This window comes from Streptomyces sp. 6-11-2 (genome assembly GCF_006540305.1).
GTDB lineage: Bacteria > Actinomycetota > Actinomycetes > Streptomycetales > Streptomycetaceae > Streptomyces.
Map to the genome: position 1 here is coordinate 6,523,016 of NZ_BJOR01000001.1, position 18,877 is coordinate 6,541,892.

19 protein-coding genes are annotated in these 18,877 nt (G+C 72.7%); 10 read left to right on the forward strand and 9 right to left on the reverse strand.

Annotated elements, in window-relative coordinates; translation table 11 throughout:
• Positions 1 to 49 precede the first annotated feature (49 nt).
• Entirely contained in the window at positions 50 to 460 is a 411-nt protein-coding gene (locus TNCT6_RS29055; protein WP_141363682.1) for a DUF5997 family protein, read from the reverse strand.
• Between the two features lie 58 nt (positions 461 to 518).
• Here TNCT6_RS29055 and TNCT6_RS29060 point away from each other — a divergent pair, with 58 nt between their 5' ends.
• Positions 519 to 1,391, forward strand: a complete 873-nt coding sequence (locus tag TNCT6_RS29060) for a LysR family substrate-binding domain-containing protein (RefSeq protein ID WP_141363684.1) — start codon at positions 519 to 521, stop codon at positions 1,389 to 1,391.
• 10 nt (positions 1,392 to 1,401) lie between these two features.
• Here the strand turns inward: TNCT6_RS29060 and TNCT6_RS29065 are convergent, their stop codons facing one another.
• Positions 1,402 to 1,878, reverse strand: a complete 477-nt coding sequence (locus tag TNCT6_RS29065) for an Lrp/AsnC family transcriptional regulator (RefSeq protein ID WP_141363686.1) — start codon at positions 1,876 to 1,878, stop codon at positions 1,402 to 1,404.
• A gap of 284 nt (positions 1,879 to 2,162) precedes the next feature.
• On the opposite strand from TNCT6_RS29065, the gene TNCT6_RS29070 reads away from it, so the two are divergent.
• A complete protein-coding gene (locus TNCT6_RS29070; RefSeq protein ID WP_141363689.1) occupies positions 2,163 to 3,704 on the forward strand; it encodes an FUSC family protein in 1,542 nt (513 codons plus the stop codon).
• Between the two features lie 100 nt (positions 3,705 to 3,804).
• Positions 3,805 to 4,839, forward strand: coding sequence for a lactonase family protein (locus tag TNCT6_RS29075; protein WP_141366887.1), 1,035 nt, complete (start codon positions 3,805 to 3,807; stop codon positions 4,837 to 4,839).
• A gap of 150 nt (positions 4,840 to 4,989) precedes the next feature.
• Here the strand turns inward: TNCT6_RS29075 and TNCT6_RS29080 are convergent, their stop codons facing one another.
• The gene (locus TNCT6_RS29080) at positions 4,990 to 5,913 is read right to left on the reverse strand and encodes a sirohydrochlorin chelatase (RefSeq protein WP_141363691.1); all 924 of its coding nucleotides are present in this window, start codon (positions 5,911 to 5,913) and stop codon (positions 4,990 to 4,992) included.
• A 186-nt stretch (positions 5,914 to 6,099) separates the two neighbouring features.
• Positions 6,100 to 7,092 (reverse strand): N-acetylglucosamine kinase, encoded by a 993-nt coding sequence (locus TNCT6_RS29085; protein ID WP_141363693.1) that lies wholly within the window; start codon positions 7,090 to 7,092, stop codon positions 6,100 to 6,102.
• A 247-nt stretch (positions 7,093 to 7,339) separates the two neighbouring features.
• On the opposite strand from TNCT6_RS29085, the gene TNCT6_RS29090 reads away from it, so the two are divergent.
• Both TNCT6_RS29090 and TNCT6_RS29095 read left to right on the forward strand, forming a co-directional pair.
• The gene (locus tag TNCT6_RS29090) at positions 7,340 to 8,017 is read left to right on the forward strand and encodes a uracil-DNA glycosylase (RefSeq protein WP_141363695.1); all 678 of its coding nucleotides are present in this window, start codon (positions 7,340 to 7,342) and stop codon (positions 8,015 to 8,017) included.
• Positions 8,018 to 8,170: 153 nt separating this feature from the next.
• Positions 8,171 to 8,974, forward strand: a complete 804-nt coding sequence (locus tag TNCT6_RS29095) for an SAM-dependent methyltransferase (protein ID WP_141363697.1) — start codon at positions 8,171 to 8,173, stop codon at positions 8,972 to 8,974.
• 9 nt (positions 8,975 to 8,983) lie between these two features.
• Here the strand turns inward: TNCT6_RS29095 and TNCT6_RS29100 are convergent, their stop codons facing one another.
• A complete protein-coding gene (locus TNCT6_RS29100; RefSeq protein WP_141363699.1) occupies positions 8,984 to 10,069 on the reverse strand; it encodes a sialidase family protein in 1,086 nt (361 codons plus the stop codon).
• A gap of 284 nt (positions 10,070 to 10,353) precedes the next feature.
• Here TNCT6_RS29100 and TNCT6_RS29105 point away from each other — a divergent pair, with 284 nt between their 5' ends.
• Complete coding sequence (locus tag TNCT6_RS29105) at positions 10,354 to 10,722, forward strand: hypothetical protein (RefSeq protein ID WP_141363701.1); 369 nt, start codon at positions 10,354 to 10,356, stop codon at positions 10,720 to 10,722.
• An 81-nt stretch (positions 10,723 to 10,803) separates the two neighbouring features.
• On the opposite strand, the gene TNCT6_RS29110 is transcribed toward TNCT6_RS29105, so the two are convergent.
• On the reverse strand, positions 10,804 to 10,962 hold the full coding sequence (locus TNCT6_RS29110; protein WP_141363703.1) for an Arc family DNA-binding protein: 159 nt from the start codon (positions 10,960 to 10,962) through the stop codon (positions 10,804 to 10,806).
• Positions 10,963 to 10,976: 14 nt separating this feature from the next.
• On the opposite strand from TNCT6_RS29110, the gene TNCT6_RS29115 reads away from it, so the two are divergent.
• Positions 10,977 to 12,200, forward strand: a complete 1,224-nt coding sequence (locus TNCT6_RS29115) for an RNA-guided endonuclease TnpB family protein (RefSeq protein WP_141363705.1) — start codon at positions 10,977 to 10,979, stop codon at positions 12,198 to 12,200.
• Between the two features lie 41 nt (positions 12,201 to 12,241).
• On the forward strand, positions 12,242 to 12,466 hold the full coding sequence (locus TNCT6_RS29120) for a hypothetical protein (RefSeq protein ID WP_216372807.1): 225 nt from the start codon (positions 12,242 to 12,244) through the stop codon (positions 12,464 to 12,466).
• 49 nt (positions 12,467 to 12,515) lie between these two features.
• Here TNCT6_RS29120 and TNCT6_RS29125 read toward each other — a convergent pair whose 3' ends face one another.
• The gene (locus tag TNCT6_RS29125; protein ID WP_141363707.1) at positions 12,516 to 14,273 is read right to left on the reverse strand and encodes an acyl-CoA dehydrogenase family protein; all 1,758 of its coding nucleotides are present in this window, start codon (positions 14,271 to 14,273) and stop codon (positions 12,516 to 12,518) included.
• A 74-nt stretch (positions 14,274 to 14,347) separates the two neighbouring features.
• Between TNCT6_RS29125 and TNCT6_RS29130 the strand changes: the two genes are divergently transcribed.
• On the forward strand, positions 14,348 to 15,097 hold the full coding sequence (locus TNCT6_RS29130) for a PaaX family transcriptional regulator C-terminal domain-containing protein (protein WP_141363709.1): 750 nt from the start codon (positions 14,348 to 14,350) through the stop codon (positions 15,095 to 15,097).
• Between the two features lie 67 nt (positions 15,098 to 15,164).
• Here TNCT6_RS29130 and TNCT6_RS29135 read toward each other — a convergent pair whose 3' ends face one another.
• Positions 15,165 to 15,968: a pectate lyase gene (locus TNCT6_RS29135; protein WP_141363711.1), complete on the reverse strand. Its 804-nt coding sequence runs from the start codon at positions 15,966 to 15,968 to the stop codon at positions 15,165 to 15,167.
• A gap of 43 nt (positions 15,969 to 16,011) precedes the next feature.
• A complete protein-coding gene (locus TNCT6_RS29140) occupies positions 16,012 to 16,986 on the reverse strand; it encodes a polysaccharide lyase family 1 protein (RefSeq protein ID WP_141363713.1) in 975 nt (324 codons plus the stop codon).
• A gap of 428 nt (positions 16,987 to 17,414) precedes the next feature.
• Here TNCT6_RS29140 and TNCT6_RS29145 point away from each other — a divergent pair, with 428 nt between their 5' ends.
• Positions 17,415 to 18,716: an SGNH/GDSL hydrolase family protein gene (locus TNCT6_RS29145; RefSeq protein WP_373996250.1), complete on the forward strand. Its 1,302-nt coding sequence runs from the start codon at positions 17,415 to 17,417 to the stop codon at positions 18,714 to 18,716.
• The last annotated feature ends 161 nt before the right edge of the window (positions 18,717 to 18,877 follow it).

The window sequence follows — 18,877 nt, forward strand, 5'->3', positions numbered from 1 at the left end:
GGCGGGACGCCGTCCACGCATTTCCCCGCCACCGGCCTCCGTCGGCAGGTCAGTGGCCCGGCGCCTGCTCCGCGTCCTCCTCGGCGCGTTCGGCGGCGCGCTGCTTCAGGCGTGCCGTCTCCTTGCGCACCTCGGCCTGCGTGGCGCGCTCCTTCTCCAGCCACTCGGGCTGCTCCTGCTTCAGCGCCTCGATCTGCTCGGTGGTCAGGGCCTCGGTGACCCCGCCGCGCGCAAGACCGGAGATGGACACCCCCAGCTTGGCCGCGACCACCGGGCGCGGGTGGGGGCCGTCGCGTCGCAGCTCCCGCAGCCACTCGGGCGGATCGGCCTGGAGCTCGTTGAGCTCGGCACGCGAGACGACGCCCTCCTGGAACTCGGCGGGCGTGGCGGGGAGGTACACACCCAGCTTCTTCGCCGCGGTGGCGGGCTTCATCGTCTGGGCGGTCTGGTGCGACTTCATGGTGTCCAGACTATCGACCGCGGACGAGGGGGCCGACCACGCCGGGTAACCTGGCGGCGTGACCGGCTCGGATGCATCTGCCTCGTTCCGGCTCGCGTACGTCCCCGGGGCGACGCCCGCCAAGTGGGTGCGCATCTGGAACGAGCGCCTGCCGGACGTCCCCCTCGACCTCGTCCAGGTTCCGGCCGCCGAGGCGGCCGAGGTGCTGCGCGGTGGCGCGGCGGACGCGGGGATCGTACGCCTGCCGGTGGACCGTACGTACTTCAGCGCCATCCCCCTCTACAGCGAGACCACGGTGGTGATCGTCCCCAAGGACCACCTGGTGACCGCCGTGGACGAGGTGTCCGTGGCGGACCTGGCCGACGAGGTCGTCCTCCACCCGCTCGACGACGTCCTCGGCTGGGAACGGCCACCCGGCGAGGAGGCCTTCGAGCGCCCCGCCACCACGGGTGACGCCGTGGAGCTGGTGGCGGCCGGAATCGGGCTGCTCGTCGTGCCCCAGTCGCTGGCCCGCCTCCACCACCGCAGGGACCTCACCTACCGGCCGGTGACCGATGCCCCGCAGTCGAGCATCGCGCTGTGCTGGCCGGAGGAGGCGCACACCGACCTGGTGGAGCACTTCATCGGGATCGTCCGCGGCCGGACCGTGAACAGCACCCGGGGCCGCACCCAGGCCCAGCCCGAGGAGCAGTCCCGGAGCAAGGACCGCCGTGCAGGGGCGGCGGAAACCCGCCGCAAGCCCGCTGCCGGCGGAAAGGCCGGCGGAAAGACGGGCGGCAAGGCGGACGGCCGTACGGGCCAGGCGTCGGGCCACTCCGGCCGGGCGACCGGCCGTGCGGGCGGCTCCGCGGCCCGCAACCGGCGCGGCGGCTCCGGCGGCTCGGGCGGCGGCAGGAGCGGCGGACGGGGCAGGCCGGGCCGCGGGGCGTAGCCGCCCCGCGTCACTTCCGCGCGCTGCGGCCGATCGACTCCACCAGCGGCAGCAGCCGGTACGGGACACGTTCGCGCAACGCCACCTCCGTGCGGGTGCGGACCACGCCCGGCAGGCTGATGAGCTTCTGGATGACGTCCTCCAGATGGGCGTTGTCGCGTGCCACGACACGGGTGAGCAGGTCGCCTCCGCCCGTGATCGAGAACGCCTCGACGATCTCCGGTACGGCGGCCAGCGCGTCCCCGACGTCGTCCAGGTGCCCCTGGGTGACCTCGATGTGCACGAACGCCAGGACCGGGTGGCCGAGCGCGACGGGGGAGAGGGCGGGACCCGTGCCGGTGATCACGCCGTCCCGTTCGAGGCGGTCGAGGCGGGCCTGGAGCGTGCCCCGGGCGACACCGAGCACGCGGGCGCACTCCCGCACGCTGGTGCGCGGCTGTTCCAGAAGCAGCCGCAGGATGCGGGTGTCGAGTTCGTCCACGGCCATGACGACGCGGGTCTCCTCCCAAGTCGGTGATCGCCCCTGACTGTACCAATGGCTCACCGGGACGCCGTCCGGATGGGCCAGGTGTCGTAGTCCATTGGCTCTCCGCCTGCACGTCGACGAGATGTCCGAATGTGCCAATGGCCCAGCGCTGTCCGGTTCGCTTGAGCCAGGGGCGCCGGTGATGCTCTCATGGACACGTCGATGGCGCTGCGGATCTCCGCGGCGCCTTTCTCATGCCGGTGTCGCCCGGCGATCCAGGTGTCTTCCACGGGGGGCGGTAAGCAGTGCTGAAGAGGGTGTTCGTGGCTCCGGACCCGGGGCGGACACGGCTGCGTTTCGCCGCCAGGGCCGTGCTCGGCATCGGCCTGGCGGTCGCCGTCTGCGGGGCGGCGGGACACTCCCTTCCGGGCGCCGTCGCCGGCGGGCTCGCCGCGCTGCTCGCCCTGTTCACCGTCACCGACCCCACGGTCCGCGGACAACTCGTCACCACCGTGCTGCTGCCGGTCGCCGGACTGCCCGTGCTCGCCGTCGCGGCCGGACTGCACGACCACCCCGTGGCACGCGACCTCGCCTTCCTCGCCGTGGTCGGTGCGGGCGTGTACGCGCGCCGCTGGGGGCCGCGCGGCCACAGTCTCGGCGTGTTCGCGTTCATGACCTTCTTCGTGGCGCAGTTCCTGCACACCACGACCGGGCGGCTGGCCGAGGTGTCCGCCGCCGTCCTGCTGTCCGTGCTCACCGCGGCGGTGGTGCGCTTCGGAGTGTGGTGCTACGAACGCCGGCTGCCCGCCGCCGCCGCTCCCGCCGTCCTCGGCGGCGGCGGACTGGAGCGGGTGACCACCCGGCAGGCCGTGCAGGCGACGGCGGGCGCCGGCTTCGCCCTCGTCGTGGGTCAGATGGTGTCCGGGGAGCGCTGGTACTGGGCCGTCGGCGCCACCTGGTGGGTGTTCGTGAACACGGCCTCGCGGGGCGAGACCCTGGTCCGCGGCTTCCGCCGGGTCCTCGGCACGGTGCTCGGCATCGCTCTGGCCGCCCTGGTCGTCGTCCCGCTGCACGGGGCCGCGTTCCCCACCGCCGTCCTGGTCGCCGTCAGCGTCTACGGCATCTTCTACACGGCCGCCGTGTCCTACACCTGGATGATGCTCTGGGTCACGCTGCTCGCCACGGCGCTCTACGGCCTTCTCGGCGTCCTCGTTTCCGGGGGACCCGGAGTTCTTGGGGTCCCGGGGGTTCCCGGACTGCTCGCCCTGCGGATCGGGGAGACGGCCGTCGGCGCGCTCGGCGCCTGGCTGGCCGTGCTGTTCGTGCTGCCCGTCACCACCCACGCCGTCACGGACGCCTGGATCCAGCGGGCCCTGCGCTGTGTCCACACGTGCACGGCCGAGGCCGCGGCCCGGCTGGCCGGCACCGCCGGCGCCGACCCGGCGCCCCGCGTGGCCGAACTCGAACAGCTGCTCGGCCGGGTGCGGCTCTCCGTCGCCCCGCTCGTGCACCCGCTGAACCCGATGCGCGGCCGCATGCGGCGCGCCCGGCAGGTGCTCGCCCTGCTCGACGACTGCGCCCGCGAGGTCCGCGGCCTCGTCGCCGTCGCCGCCGACCCGGAGGCCTCCCACGACGAGCGGCTGGCCGCCGCGTGCCGCCGCGTGGAACTCGCGGTGGAAGCCCTCGTCGACGACGGCGTGGACGCCGCTCCGCGGGTCGCCCCAGCCCACCCCCGGCCCACGGCCGCGGAAGCCGCCCTCACGCACCTCCACGCCCTGGAACACGCCCTGGCGGAACTGGCCACGCCTCTGCGGGCGCCGTCGGGTTCGCCGCTGGTCGGTGCGTGAGGCCGACGGCACGTCGCGAGCCACGTCCCAACTTGGTCTAGACCTAGAGGGGGTGACTGCTACCGTCGCTCGGACGGGACGACGGAGAGGGGAACCGGTGGTGGCACACGGCGGCAGGCGGCGGGCGTTCATCGGGTCGTTCACGGCGGCGGGAGGGCCCGGGGTCGTCACCGCGGCGGTGTCCGAGGACGGCGGGGCGCTGACCGTCCTCAGCGGCGTCGACGGCGTCCTCGACCCCTCGTACCTGGCCCTGTCCCGCGACGGCGGCACGCTCTACGCGGTGAGCGAGACGGCCGAGGGCGCCGTGGCGGCCTACCGCGTGAAGGGTGAGACGGTCGAGCTGACCGGCCCGCCGGTGAGCGTCGGCGGAAGCGGACCCACCCACCTGAGCCTGCTCGACGGGCACGTCCTGACGGCCAACTACGGTTCCGGCAGCGTCAGCGCCGTTCCCGTCCACGCCGACGGGCGCCTCGCCCCGGCCGCCTCGGACGTGCTGCGGCACACCGGCTCGGGCCCGCACGAGCGCCGCCAGCGCAGTCCGCACGCCCACCAGGTCCAGCCGGACCCGAGTGGCCGCTGGGCCGTCAGCGTGGACCTCGGCACCGACTCGGTCCGGGTGTGCACGCTGACGGAGGGGCGGCTCGCCGTACACCGGGAGATCGCCCTGCGGCCCGGCTCCGGGCCCCGCCACCTGGCGTTCCACCCGGACGGCGCGTACGCCTACGTCGTCAACGAACTGACGCCCACCGTCACGGTCTGCCGCTGGGACGCCGCCGAGGGCTCGCTCAAGTCCCTGACCGAGAACCAGGTCCTGCCCGACACCCCGGCCGGCGACGCCTACCCCTCGGGGATCGCGGTCGCGCCGGACGGCCGGTTCCTGTGGACCGCGACGCGCGGCGAGGACGTTTTGTCCGCGTTCGCGGTCGAGGCGGACGGGGAGCGGCTGCGGCTGGTCGGCAGCGTGCCGTGCGGCGGCCACTGGCCCCGGGCGCTGACCTTGTCCGACGGCTTCCTGTACGTCGCCAACGAACGCTCCGGGAACGTCACCTGGTTCGCCGTGGACGAGACGACGGGGCTGCCCGCGCGAGCCGGCGCGGTCGAGGTGGCGGCGGCGTCCTGCGTGGTCTTCGGCTGAATACGCGCACGGGCGCCGGGCGCCCCCGACGGCACGAACGACACCGACGGCCCTGATGGTCCGGCCGGCGGCGTGATCGGCATGGCGAAGGGCCCGCTCCTCGGCTGGTGAGGAGCGGGCCCCTGGTCGTACGGAGTAGGACTGCGGGCGTCAGCGGGCCGGCGTGCTCTGCGGCTGCTGCGGGGCGATGCCCAGAGCCGTCGTGTAGTTGGCCAGGGCGAGCTTGCCGATCGCCGGGTACGGGCCGAGCGCCTCGGCGGCGGCGCAGCCCGCCTCCTCGGCGGCGGCCTCGATCAGCTCCGCTTCGATCTCCGGGCCGATCAGGTACGGCGCCAGGGCGAGCTGCTGGGAGCCGGCGTTCCGCAGTTGCTCGGCGACGGAGGCGATCGAGCCGTCCTGGTCGAGAGCGGCCGCCATCACCGGCACGGCGAGGCGGGCGGCGAGCAGCATGCCGGTGATCCCGGCCGCCTGCACGGCCTCCTCACCGCCCACGGAGGCCAGGATGATCCCGTCGGCCGCGGTGGCCACGGTGAACAGGCGGGCGCGGTCGGCACGGGCCAGACCCGCCTCCGACAGCCGGACGTGCAGTGCCTCGGCGAGCAGCGGGTGCGGGCCGAGCACATCGGTCAGCTCGGCGGCGACCCGGCTGTCCATGACGGCCTGGCGGATCCGGCGCAGCAGCGCGTTGTCCGGACCGGCCAGCAGCGGCACGACGACCGCGACCGGACCGTCGGGCTCCTTGACGTCCGCGCCGGCGGCGACGGCCTGCTCGTAGCGGGCGGTCCGCTCCTCGGCCGCACGGGTAAGGACGGACTGCACGGTGGGGTGGTCCGCGTCGTCCCCGTCCAGGTAGCCGATCCGGGCGTCGAGTCCGGGCAGCTCGGAGCGGGCGATGCTCACGACCTCCTCGGCGAGGCCCCGCGTGGCGTCGCCAGGGGTGCCCGGCACCGCGAGGACGAGCGCGGGCGCGCCCTCGGGCGCCGCCAGCGGTTCGGGTCGGCGGTGCCGTCCGGGCTGGCGGGGGCGCGGCATTCGTACTGGTAGGCCGGGCGCGGGCCCAGTGGGGGAGCTCATGGCGCCGCATGTTACTGGCTTCCGGGGCGCCCCTGTTCGGGGAGGGTGCAGGTGAGCGGTATCCGTCCGGTTTTGTCTGATGAGTTACGTACGGATGTCAAGCGCCGATGTGGCCCCATCGGACCGGATGGGGACAACTCGGCCGGTCCATCGCCGTACTTGTCCGGCAGATGCGGATGTGGGGGATCAATCCCTTTCTGGGGGTGGTACGTACAGCAACTTCTCATCACCCGGCAGGGCGAGGACGTCTCTGGCCAGGTCGGTCGCGATGCGCACGCAGCCGTGCAGCGGATCGCCCTCGGCGCGCACCCGCCGTGCGTGCGGGAGCCGCTCGGAGAGTTCCCTCTCCAGTGGCACGAGGAGGGGGTCGCCCAGCTTGAACAGGCCGCCGGTGAGGGCGAGCAGCGGCTCTCCCCCGGGCGGGCAGACGGCCGCGGCGGACTCGGCCATGTGCCGGGCGGCCGCGCGCAGCACACCGGCCGCGACGGGGTCGCCGTCCGCGCAGGCGGCCACCCCGGGTGCGAAGGAGGCCAGGACGGCGGCGCGGTCGGAGCGCGGGTAGAGCCTGCCGGGCAGTTCCGCCATCGGCCCGAACGCCTCCTCGGCGCGGGCCAGCAGCCGCGCCGAGCCGCCGTCCCGGCCGTCGTGGGCGCGCAGCGCGGCCTCCAGGCCGGCCCGTCCGATCCAGGCTCCGCTGCCGCAGTCGCCGAGCAGATGCCCCCAGCCGTCCGCGCGCCGCCAGCCCATGAGGTCGGTGCCGATCGCGATCAGCCCGGTCCCGGCGGCGACGACGGCGCCGGGACGAGGGCCCAGCGCGCCGGCGTAGGCGGTGACCGCGTCGGCGGCCAGCGCGACCCGGCGCACGCCGAGGTGCCGTGCCAGCGCGCCGGGCAGTACGGCGCGCAGCGCGTCGCCCAAGGTGGCGAGCCCGGCTGCCCCCAGTACGGCGGTCTCCAGCCGCCCCACTCCGGCCTCGGTGGCCAACGCCCGGGCCATGGGCACCACTTGCTCCAGGAGATGTCCGGGGTCGATGCCCCGCGGGCCGGTGCGCACCGGCTCACCGGACTCCCCTCGCGCCAGCGGCCCGCGCCCGGGCACACCGACGACGGCCCGGAGCCCGGAGCCGCCCGAGTCCACGGCGAGGAATCCGGCCGTACCGGCCTGGGCGTCCCCGGTCACGGCAGCACCCCGTCCCCGACGGGGTCCGCCGACGCGGGGGAGGAGGACGGGGAGGCGCGGTGCTCGCGAGGGAGCGGCTCGGGCACTGGACGCACCGGGTTCCCCTCCCCCCTGACGGCCGGCTGCGCGATCCGCCCGACCGGCTCGATGACGTTGGTGAGGAGGAAGACTAGCGCCGCGGACGCCGCCCCGCAGCGGCCGGTCCGCGGGCACGGGCTGTCGGTGTGGGCCGCTAGAGTGACGCGGCGTGGCACCACGACCGTTGCATGAACTAGTAGAGGCCGGCTGGGCGAAGGCCCTGGAACCGGTGGCCGGGCGTATCGCGGGCATGGGTGACTTCCTGCGCTCCGAGGTCGCGGCCGGCCGGACCTATCTCCCGGCGGGAGCGAACGTCCTGCGGGCGTTCCAGCAACCCTTCGACGACGTAAGGGTCCTGATCGTCGGTCAGGACCCCTATCCGACGCCGGGAATGGCGATCGGCCTGAGTTTCGCGGTCTCGCCGCAGGTGCGGTCGCTGCCGGGCAGCCTGGAGAACATCTACCGGGAGATGAACTCGGATCTGGGCCTGCCCAGGCCCTCCAACGGTGATCTGACCCCGTGGACCCAGCAGGGCGTACTGCTGCTCAACAGGGCGCTCACCACGGCCCCGCGCAAGCCGGGCGCCCACCGGGGCAAGGGCTGGGAGGAGGTCACCGAGCAGGCCATCCGTGCCCTCGTCGCGCGGGAACGGCCGCTGGTGTCGATCCTGTGGGGGCGGGACGCGCGCAACCTGCGCCCCCTGCTCGGCGAGTATCCGGCGATCGAGTCGGCGCACCCTTCGCCGATGTCCGCGGACCGGGGCTTCTTCGGCTCGCGCCCGTTCAGCCGGGCCAACGATCTCCTCCAACGGCAGGGGGCCGAGCCAGTGGACTGGCGGCTGCCCTAGGTCCTGACCGCCCGCGACGTGTGAGGAGCCCGGCCGTGGTCAACGGTCCGGCCGGGAAAGCCAGTTCGCGGCCGCGGGCCGGGCCTGCTGACAACGACGGCCGCCGGCACAGAAGTTGATCATGCCGGCGGTCCCGTGTGCGATGCTCTCCCCATGGCTGATCGAAGCGACTGGGAAAGCACACTGCAGACGGATCGACCCCACTCTGCCCGCGTGTGGAACTACCTGCTCGGCGGCAATGACCACTACCCGGCGGACAGCGAGACCGGCGACGTGATCCTGCGGATGTTCCCCGAGATCGCGGCGATCGCACGTCAGCAACGGAGCTTCCTGGCGCGGGCGGTGCGGTACCTGGCGGGCGAGGTCGGGATCCGCCAGTTCCTCGACATCGGCACCGGGCTGCCCACCGCGAACAACACGCACGAGGTCGCCCAGAGCATCGCACCCGACAGCAAGATCGTCTACGTCGACAACGACCCCATCGTCCTCGTCCACGCCGACGCGTTGCTGCGCGGCACGCCCGAGGGCGAGTGCGCCTACCTCGACGCCGATGTGCGCGATCCGCGGAAGATCCTCGCCCATGCGGCGCAGACACTGGACTTCGACCGGCCCATCGGCCTGATCCTGCTCGGCATCATCGGGCAGCTCCCGGACGAGGAGCAGCCCGAGCGGATCGTGGCCGAGCTGATCGACGCGCTGCCCCGCGGCAGTTACGTGGCCTTCAGCGACGGCACGGACACCAGCGACAGGCTCAACTCGGCCATCACGGCCTACAACGCGCAGTCCGCCAACTCGTACCACCTGCGCTCGCCGGAGCACATCGGAGGCCTGCTGCGGGGGCTGCGTCTGGTCGAGCCCGGCCTGGTCAGGTCCGCCGACTGGCACCCGGACCCCGGTACGGCGGACATCACCCGCGATCAGGGCCACGCCGTCGCGGCGGTGGGCCTGAAGGAGTAGGAGCTCCTCTCAACCGATGACCGCCGCGCGCACGCAGAGCACGTCGGGCAGGTGCGAGGCCAGTTGCCGCCAGGTGTCGCCGTCGTCCGCCGACGCGTACACCTCCCCGTTGCGATTGCCGAAGTAGACGCCGGCCGGGTCCGCGTCGTCCGTGCACAACGCGTCCCGCAGCACCGTGCCGTAATGGTCCTCCGAGGGCAGGCCCGCCGCGAGCGGCTCCCAGCTCCGGCCCGCGTCCTCGGTGCGGAACACACGGCAGCGGTGGCCCGCGGGCACCCGGTCCGCGTCCGCGTTGATCGGGAAGACGTACGCGGTGTCGCCGCGGTGCGGATGGGCGGCCGCGGCGAAGCCGAACGTCGACGGCAGGCCCGCACCGATGTCCGTCCAGTGCGCACCCCCGTCGTCGCTGCGGTACACGCCCCAGTGGTTCTGCAGGTACAGCCGGTCGAGGTTCTCCGCGTCCTGCGCGACCTTGTGCACGCACTGGCCGAACTCCGGGTTCGGATCCGGCAGGAACACGGCGGACACCCCGGAGTTGGCCGGAGTCCAGCTCACTCCGCCGTCGGCCGTGCGGAACACCCCGGCGGTGGACACGGCGACCGTGACCGCCCGCGGATCGCGCCGGTCCGTCACCACGGTGTGCAGGCCCTCACCGCCGCCGCCCGGCACCCACTTCGACCGGGTGGGGTGCTCCCACAGCGGGCGGACCAGGTCGAAGCTCTCTCCGCGGTCCTCCGAGCGGTACAGCGCGGCCGGTTCCGTGCCCGCATAGACCACGTCGGGCTCGGCGGCGGCCGGGTGCAGTTGCCACACCCGCTCCAGCGAGGCGCCGGTGTCCTTGGGGAACTTCACCGCGGGGCGGGCCGGCTCGGTCCAGGTGCGGCCCAGGTCGTCGGAGTGGAACACCGAGGGGCCCCAGTGCGCGCTGTCCCCGCCGGCCAGCAGCCGCGGGACGGAGCCGCGGACGTCGATGGCGACCGAGTACACGGCCTGGGCGTTGAAGTGGGGACTGTCGTCGAACTCCCAGACGCCGTCCCGCCGCCGCCCGACGAACAAGCCCTTGCGCGTGCCCACGGCGAGCAGTACCTCGGTCATGCCGATCACCTCCGCGAGGTCTTCGTCCGGACGTCTTTGTCCTGGACACCGGCCAGTGTGCACCCCACCACTGACAGCCCTCTCCGTATCGGCGTCGTCCCAGGTCACAGCGGCATGGCTGGGAGACGGCAACCGAACGCGCCCGCCGTGGGAGCCGGGGACGGCCGGGTCGCGGCACCCATGGCAGGGCCGGGGCGGGGAACCCGGCGTGAGCATCGGGGAGCCCTCCGCCGTATGGGAGGGCGGTCCGGCAGGTCCGTGCGCTCGTGAGGAGGATGCCGTCGATGGCGCTCCGTGGTCCGAAGGTGTGGCTGTGGCGGTGGCGCCGCAATCCGCTCAAACGCCGCGCCGACATGGTGGAGGCCTGGATCGTGCTCGGCACCTGGGTGCTCGCGGTTGTTGCCGGGGTGCTCGCCGGATGGACGGCTGCCAGGGGCGCGGAGCAGGCCATGGCCCTCGAACCCCTCGCGCGGACGTCCACGGTCGCGCGGGTCACCGAGCAGGTGCCCGGTTCGTCCGCCGGGACCGGCGGGACTCCCGGCACCACCCTCCGGGTGTGGGGGAAGGTGCGCTGGACCACCCCGGACGGCACCGCGCGCACCGGCTGGGCCCGGGTGTGGCCCGGCAGCGCCGTCGGCACCCCGGTCACCTGATCTCCTTCGAGGATGCCTCGGCCTTCAGGCCGGGGAGGGATCGAACCCCTGTGGAGCGGGGCGCGGAAAGAGGAGTCGCCGTCAGGGCGATTCGTCATCTCCACCCGTATTGGTGAGGGCGACCTCAAGGAGGTGGACGATCTCAGAGTTGAGGGACCGCCGATCTGAACGGGCTTGTTCAACCAGCCGTGCGTGCAGGTCGGTTGGGAGTCGGAGGGAGATTCTCTTCTCATCGGTCATGCTAAAATGATGCCATGACGATGCCGCAGAGAGTCGAGGGTGCCGGGCGCGCCCGGTACACCTACCGGCTTCGCGTGTCGTCAACCGCCCGCACCGCGCTCCTTGCCGAGTGGGACCGGTGTCGATGGGTGTGGAACGAATGCGTGGCCAAGTCACGGCAGGTGCACGCACACAATCGGGTGCACCCCGAGGGCAAGCTGACGTGTGGTCCGGCGCAACTGGACAGGATGCTGACCGACGCCCGCAGCAAGCTGCCGTGGCTGCGGGGCGGCGCGAGCGTCCCGCAGCAGCAGATGATCCGGGATTTCGCCAAGTCCCGCTCTAAAGCGCTGAAGGACGTTGAGCACGGTCTGCCGGTGAGGCAGCGCGCAGGCATGCCCCGGCATAAGCGGAAGCGTGATGCCGAGCCGACGCTGAACTACACCACCCGAGGGTTCCGGCTGAAGGACGGCCGCCTGCACCTTGCGGGCGGCATCGCCGTGACCGTGGTGTGGTCGCGTGAACTGCCGTCCGCTCCGTCGTCGGTGCGGGTGTACCGGGACAGCCTCGGCCACTGGTACGCGTCGTTCGTCGTCACCACCAAGGTGCAACCGATCCCCGAAACCGGCGCTGTTCTCGGCATCGACTGGGGCGTCAAGGAGACCGCCACCACCACATCGGACGCGCACGACCTCCCGCACGCCGAACACGGCAAGCGGGCCGCGCAGCGTCTTGCCCGGTATCAGCGGATGATGGCCCGCCGCCGGCCCGACAAGGGGCAGGCCGCGTCCAAGGGCTACAGGAAGGCGCAGCGGCAGGCCGCGCAGGTCTCCAAGAAGGTTGCACGGCAGCGGCAGGATACCGCCCGCAAGTGGGCCAAGCGCGTCGTCCGCGACCACGACGCCATCGCCGTCGAGAACTTCCGGCCGAAGTTCCTCGCCAAGACCACCATGGCCCGCAAGGCGGCCGACGCCACCATTGGCGCCACCAAGACGGCCCTGATCGAGATGGGCCGCAAGCACGGGCGGGACGTCCGCCTCGTGCACCCCGCGCATACCACTATGGATTGCGCATCGTGCGGAGCGAGAACCAAGCACGCACTTCCTCTTTCGGAACGTACCTACACCTGCACCGCGTGCAAAGTCGTGTCCCCCAGGGACAAGAACTCCGCCCGCGTAATGCTGGTCCGGGCTGGTCTCACCGCGGCTGGTGTTGAGGGCGTAAGACCTCCGGGGGCGCTGCTCCCGGAGGCCGCCTGAGCCAGGAATCCTCCTCCCTTCAGGGAGGGGAGGATGTCAACGTGTGGACCGACTCCCCCCGGGGCCAGCTGGTGACCGGACCGGCCACGCCCGCCCAGGCCCGCGCCCGGGCCTTGATGTCCGGTGGCCTGGTGGGAGTGGGTGCCGCCGCCGTCCCCCTCGTCACCGGCCGTGCCCTGCGCGCCTGCCTGGAACGCCGTCGCCTGGACCAGTGGGACACCGAGTGGGCCCGCTTCGGCCCGCTGTGGAGCCGCAAGACCTGGTGACCGGCCCCGCGGCTGGCGTGTCGGTGCCTGGAGACGCCCGGCACGGCGCCTAACCCGGAAGTGACCGTTCCAGAATGGCGTCGACGTCCGCGCTGTCCGGCAGCGTGCCGAAGGAGTGGCCCCAGTCGCCGCCCAGCCGGGTCGCGCAGAAGGCGTCGGCGACGGCGGACGGGGCGTGCCGCACGAGCAGGGAGGCCTGCAAGGTCAGGGCCATGAGCTCGACCAGGCGGCGGGCGCCGGCCGGAGAGGCCTCGCCCAGACCCGCCTCGAGCCGGGTCACGGCCGCGTCCAGGCGGGCGTCGGCGCCCCGGGCCAGGGCGAGTTCGGCGAACAGCGCCTCCGTCGCGCCGTGCTCCCGGCTGAGTGCCCGCAGGACGTCCAGGGCGTTGACGTTCCCCGAGCCCTCCCAGATCGACAGCAGCGGCGCCTCCCGGTAGTGCCGGGGCATGCCGGACTCCTCGACGTAGCCGTTGCCGCCCAGGCACTCCAGGGCCTCCGCCGTGAAGGCGGGTCCCCGCTTGGTGACCCAGAACTTGCCGACCGCGGTCGCGATCCTCCGGAACGCGGCCTCGTCACCCCCGCCGCCCGCGCGCACCGTCCGGTCGGCCGCACCGGCCAGCCGCAGCGTGAGCGTCGTCGCGGCCTCGGACTCCAGGGCCAGGTCGGCCAGCACGTTCCGCATCAGCGGCTGGTCGATGAGCAGCGCGCCGAAGGCGCCGCGGTGCCGCACGTGGTGGCCCGCCTCGACGAGTGTCTTGCGCATGAGCGCCGCCGACATCATCACGCAGTCCAGGCGCGTGCAGTTGACCATCTCGATGATCGTCTTGACGCCCCGCCCCTCGGGCCCGACCAGCCAGGCCACCGTCCCGTCGAACTCCGGCTCGGAGGAGGCGTTCGACCGGTTGCCCAGCTTGTCCTTGAGCCGCTGGATGCGGAAGGTGTTGCGGCTGCCGTCGGGCAGGACGCGCGGCACCAGGAAGCACGACAGTCCGCCCGGAGCCTGGGCCAGCACCAGGAAGACGTCGCACATGGGCGCCGAGGTGAACCACTTGTGCCCGCGCAGGGTGTACACCCCGGGCTCCGCGGTCGGCGTGGCCGTCGTGGTGTTCGTCCGTACGTCCGAGCCGCCCTGTTTCTCGGTCATCCCCATGCCCGCCAGCAGGCCCTGCTTCTCGGCCGGCACCCGCAGCCCGGGCTCGTACACCCGGGCGGTCAGCAGCGGTTCGTAGACGGCGGCCAGTTCCGGCTGGGCGCGCAGGGCGGGTACGGCGGCGTACGTCATGGACGTCGGGCAGCCGTGTCCGGCGTCCGTGTGCCCCCACACGAGGCCGCCGGCGCTGCGGGCCACGTGCGCGCCGGGCCGCTCGTCCGCCCAGGGGGCGCCGGCCAGGCCTTCGGTGACCGCCGTCCGCATCAGGTGGTGCCAGGCGGGGTGGAAGTCGACCTCGTCGATCCGGGTGCCGTAGCGGTCGTGGGTGCGCAGTTCGGGCTCGTGCCGGTTGGCCTGGTCGGCCCACTCCTGCGCCTGAACGCTCCCGGCCAGCGCCCCGAGCCGCCGTACGTCCTCCTCGGCCCAGCCCGCGCCCTCCCGGCGCAGACCCTCGAGCAGCGCCGCGTCGTCGGACGTGTCGTAGGGCGCCAGGGGAGGGGCCTGGTTGGTGACGGCGTGCGTGGTGTCCTGCCCGTGCGGATGGGGCGGCGGTTCGAGCTGCGCCTCTCCGTCCGGCCGCACCGCCGGTGCCTGCCGCACCTGCCGTGCCCGCTGTGCCTGTCGTTCCTGCTGCTCGTGCGCGAGTGTCGAGGCCATGGCACCCATGTTGCATTGTGGCTGCGATCGCAGCAATAGTGCAACACGCTCGGGTGTCCGTACAGTACGTGACCATGAACGCGTCCCCGGAGCCCGCCGGAGCCGGGCTGCGCCCGCTGTCCGCGCGGTCGGTCGTCCTGAGCCTGCTGCTGGGCACACACCCGCCCGAACTGCCGGTCAAGGACCTCGTAAGGGCGGTCGAACCCTTCGGGATCGGCGGATCCACCCTGCGCGCGGCCCTGAGCCGGATGGTGGCCGCCGGAGACCTGCGACGCTCCGACACCGTCCACGGCCTCAGCGACCGGCTGCTGGAGCGCCAGCGGCGCCAGGACGCGGCCGTGCACCCCGAGACGTGCCCCTGGGACGGCGAGTGGGAGATGGCCGTCGTGACGGCGACCGGCCGCGAACCGGCCGAACGCGCCGAACTGCGCGCCCGGTTGACAGCTCTCCGGCTCGCCGAACTCCGCGAGGGCGTCTGGCTGCGCCCCGCCAACCTGCGCCGACCCTGGCCTGACGGACTGTCCCCGGGGGTCCGGCGATTCACCGCCCGGCCCGAGGAGCCCGCCGCCGGCCTGGCCACGCGCCTGTGGCCGGTCGACGACTGGGCGGCGACCGCCCGCACGCTGCTCGATCTTGTCGCGCGCACGGACCGACCCGCCGACCGCTTCACCGCCCTCGCGGCCGTCGTACGGCACCTGCTGGCCGACCCCGTGCTGCCCGCGTCCTTGCTGCCCGCGCACTGGCCGGGCCCGGCGTTGCGCAGCGCGTACACCGACTGCCGGCGGGAGCTGACCGAGGAGATGCTCGGACGTGCGAGGCGGTGAGCGTACGGCGGTCGCGCGCGGCGCCCTCGGGCACGCCGCGCGCGACCGCGCTCTCACCGCGCCGGCATCACTTGTACGTGATGTCGGACGCCGCGTACTTGCAATACGTGCCGTCGGCGTCCGTGCCGCCCTTGGACGGCTCGGCGCCCGTGTTGTTCCCGGTGTACTTCTGGCAGGGGATGATCTTCTTGCCGGAGTCCCCGATGATGGTGATCTTCTTCAGGGAGACGCTGTCCCCGTAGTTGGTGTTGATGCCGGCGATCCGGCCGCCCTTGTAGGTGGCCTCGATCGTGTTGAGGCTGATGGTCCGCTTGTACTGCGTCTTGCAGTTGCCGCACGAGCGGACGAAGGTGCCGAAGTTCTGCACCGCGAAGTTCGACACGTTCAGCGTGCCGGCGCCGTTGAACTGGAAGACCTTGTCGCTGGCCTCCTTCGCGCCGCCGCCGGAGACGGTGTAGACGTTGGAGGACGAGGAGCCGAGGAACGTCGCGGCGTCCTCACCGACGTCCTCCCACCAGACGTTCTGGAGCGTGCAGCTGCCCAGGCAGTGGATGCCGTCGGCGGCGGGGGAGCCGATGATGACGTTCTTCAGGACGGCGCCGGCGGCCAGTTCCAGGATCGGCTTCTGGTTCTCCTCCTGGCCGCCGGTGCCCAGGGCCCCGCTGCCGTACAGGCGCGTCATCCCGTAGTCCTTGGTGCCGGACACCGAGATGGTGGTGGAAACCGCCTGACTGCCGTTGGCGGTGGGCCAGGTGGCGGCGCTCGCCGAAGGCGCTCCTTCAGTCATGATCATGGCAACCGAGAGGCCGAGTGCGGCCAGGCCCCCGGTCAGTGCGCGCCGTCGCAGGTGCGGTCGTGCTGCGGACGTCATGTCCTTGTTCCTTCCGTGCGGTCGGGTGATGGCCGGGCGGCGGTCAGATCTTCCCGGTGCCCGCGCCCGCGGTCACCGAGGAGGCCACACCTGAGGCGGCCTCTGCCGTGTAGCTGTACGGAGGGCTGGTGAAGGTGCCGGTCTGCGACACCTCGGTCGTGGCGCCGCCGAGGTCGTTGCCCCGCAGGTTGGCGTAACCGTCCTGCTTGCTGTCCCGGTTGGTGGTGACGGCGACCGACGTGCTGCGGAAGACGTTGTTCTCGACCAGCATCTGGGCACCCATGCGCGAGTGCACGGCGGTCTCGGCGCCCACGACGTAGTTGTCGTAGAAGTGCCCCGTGCCGAAACGCAGGCTCGGGATGCGGGAGTTGACGTTGTTGAACCAGTTGTGGTGGTACGTCACCCGCAGATGACCGGTGTCCTCGCTCGCGTTGCTGTCGCTGTGGCCGACCAGCGAGCCCTTGTAGTGGTCCTTGAAGGTGTTCCAGGACACCGTGACGTAGTCGGAGGCGTGCGAGACGTCGAGCAGGCCGTCGTAGTAGTCCTTGCCGTGGTCGCGGTCGGAGGACAGGGAGTTGTGGTCGATCCAGACCTTGGTCGAGCCCTGGACGGTGATCGCGTCCGTCCCGACGGCCTTGCTGATCTGGAGGTTGCGCACGACGACGTTGCTGACGTTCTTCAGCCGCAGCCCGCCGCCGGTGAACCCGGACGACGAACCGACGCCCAGCACCGTGGTGTTGGAGCCGATGTCGACCTGACCGCTCAGTGAGATCTGGCCGCTCACCTTGATCACCTTGGCGGTGTTGCCGGTCACGGCCGTCTTGAAGTCGCTGAGCGTCGAGACGGTCACCGCCGAGGCGCTGCCGCCGCCGGTCGTGCCGGCGCCGAAACCGACCGGTGAGCTCTCGGCGGCCCCGGCCTGCTGCGGCAGGGCGAGCACCGCGAGGGTCGCGGCCGCGGCGACGGCCGCCGCCAGAGCCGACCTGGGCGCGTGTGGACGTGAGAGGCGAGTTCGCATGCGGATGCTGTCCCTTCGGAAGGGCTGGGTGGGGGGTGTATACGAGACCGAGTGAGGTCGTATACGTGAATGCCGAACATCATGTGGAACGACTCGCGTGAGCAGTGCGACTCAGAGGGCCTGAAGTAGCGCTTGCCGGTCACACTGTTGAACGGACCGTAGAGTGCAAGCGCTTTCTAGTCAACGCCTCGCGCAAGTCACATCCGGCCACTCGCGGACGGATGGTGAAAGGGGTCGGCGCTGGGTGTGGGAGCGCTTCCATGACGGCCATGTCCATGCCACCATGCAGCAGCGGCAGCCCGCCGGGGCAGTCCCGCGTGCCTCGGGCCACCACCCGCACCCGTCCGATCGCACCCCCGCACATTCAACGGAGGACGCACGTGACACCGCCCGGAAGAACCCGCCCCGCCAGAACGCTCCGCGCCGACCTGATCGGCGTGTGCGTCCTGGTGCTGGCCCTCGTCGTCACCGTCTCGGCCGTCACCGCCCTGGTGCGTGGGCCGGACCGCGTGACCGCCGCCGACCGGCCGCCGGCCGCGGCCGCACGGCACTGGGTGAACACCTGGACGGCGATGCCGCAGCTCACCGAACCCGGCAACCTGCCGCCGGCACCCTTCACCGGCGACCACGCCGTCCTCGTCGACACCACCATGCGGCAGACGCTGCGCGTCTCCACCGGCGGCCACCGCATCCGGCTGCGCTTCTCCAACGCCTTCGGTGACACCCCGCTGCCCCTGACCGCCGTGACGGTGGCGCTGCCGCGCGAGGGCGCGGCCGGAGTCAGCGCCGTCGAGCCGCGTACGACCCGGAAGGTGACGTTCTCCGGGCGGGCGTCGACGACCGTGCCCACCGGGGCCCAGGTCGTCTCCGACCCGCTGGACCTCGACCTGCGCGCCGCGTCCAACCTCACCGTGACGGCGTACCTCGCCGACGGCCAGCCCTCCCTCGCCCTCACCTCGCACCCGGGTTCGCGTACGACGTCGTACCTCGTCCACGGCGACCACACCCGGGACGCCGACCTGACCGGGGCGACCCCGGTCGACCACTGGTACCTGATCAGCGACGTCGAGGTGGAGGCCAAGGCCCCGACCCAGGCGGTGGCGATCCTCGGCGACTCGCTCACCGACGGGCGCGGCTCCACCACCAACGCCAACGACCGCTGGCCCGACCAGCTCTACGACCGGCTCCGCTCCCGCCCCGCCACCGCGGACCTCGCCGTCCTGAACCAGGCCGCCGGGGGCAACCGCGTCCTGAACGACGGTCTCGGCCCCAATGTCCTCGCCCGCCTCGACCGCGACATCCTCGCGCGCAGCGGCGTCGCCTGGCTGATCGTCTTCGAGGGCGTCAACGACATCGGCACCGCCGACGCCACCCCGGCCGCCCAGCGCCGGGTCACCGAGGACCTGATCGCCGCCTACCAGCAGATCGTGGTGCGCGCCCACGCCCAGGGCATCCGCGTCTACGGCGCCACCCTGCTGCCGTTCGGCGGCAACGACCCCTACGACGACCCGGCGGGCCTGCGGGAGAAGTCCCGCCAGGCGGTCAACGCCTGGATCCGGGCGAGCGGCCACTTCGACGCGCTGATCGACTTCGACCGCGCGGTGCGCGATCCCGCGCAGCCGAGCCGGCTGCGGCCCGACCTCCACGCCGGGGACTGGTTGCACCTCAACCCGCAGGGCTACGGGCTCCTCGCGGGGGCGGTCCCCGCGGCACTGTTCCGCCACTCCTGACACGGGGGACGGACGGCTCCGCCGCCGGGCTGTCGGGCGCCCGCCTTGAGGACGGGCGCCTGTCGGTCTTTCGGCTGGGGGCTCGGTGCGGCGGGTGCGCCTGTGTGGGTGGGGGTGCTTGCCGTTCCCCGGGGGCTCGCTGTCTCTTGCGTGGGTGGCTC